The sequence below is a fragment of the Salipiger sp. HF18 genome (assembly GCF_011806505.1).
In the GTDB taxonomy this organism is placed as follows: Bacteria; Pseudomonadota; Alphaproteobacteria; order Rhodobacterales; family Rhodobacteraceae; genus Salipiger; species Salipiger thiooxidans.
Window position 1 is genome coordinate 1 of the sequence record NZ_JAATOS010000890.1, and the last position, 859, is coordinate 859.

The following is an 859-nucleotide window of genomic DNA, read 5'->3' on the forward strand; positions in this document are numbered from 1 at the left end:
CGCGGAGGCGGCGAGGAGGCTTGCCAGGAAGGCGCGGCGGGTGGTCATGGGATCAGTCTCCGTCCTGCGAGTTGAAGCCCGCGGTCAGGCCCAGCGGCACGCCGAGCTCCTGCTCGATGTAGCCGCTCAGGGCGCGCACATTCTGCTGCACGATCTCGACGCGCAGCCGCGCCGACGGGTCCTCGATGTCCTGCAGCGACGGGTCCGAAACCTTGTCGGCCGCGTCCCTGAGGCGCTGCATCGCGGCCTCGGTCTGTGGCATCTCTCCGTCCGAGAGCGCCATCGCCATTTTCTCGGCGGCCTCGGCGTAGAGCACCACGTTGCGCAGCGACCGCCCGGACCGCCATGCCTCGGCCCGGGTCGGGCGCGGCCGTTCGAAGGTGCCAAGCGGGCGGCCGAGACGGCTGTCGGCGGTGAACTCGAGGCTCGAGAGCACCTGCGTGTAAAGCGCAGTCATCGCCTCCTGCTCGGAGAGGAAGGCCGAGTTGCCCTCGGCGCCCGCCGAGCGCAGCACCGCCGCGTAGCCGTCGCGCCAGCCCGCCTCGAGTGCCTGCGCCTGCGAGGCGAGATCGGCGGTCGCGGTCTGCACCAGCGTGCAGGCATAGCTGCCGGGGGCATAGTCGTCGAAATCCGCGTCGTAGAGCATCTGCTCGAGCGCGAAGAGCCCGCGTGCGGCAATCGAGACATCGGCAAAGGCTGTGGGATCGGTGCCGACCTCTTCCTCGGACGAGATCAGGCGGCGCAGCGTCTTGGGCGTGAAGCCCCGCGCGTCGGGCCAGAACGACACCGAGAGCGCGCCGGTCTCGGACGGGCCCATGCGGACGTCGCCGATCTCGGTCCAGGCGTCGAAGGCAGCGTT

Annotated in this window: 1 protein-coding gene; it reads right to left on the reverse strand. The window is 70.4% G+C overall.

Translation table 11 applies throughout. The features are described 5' to 3' along the window. Positions 1–52 precede the first annotated feature (52 nt). On the reverse strand, positions 53–859 hold an 807-nt coding region (locus tag HC022_RS27780), incomplete at its 5' end, for an imelysin family protein (protein WP_167454518.1).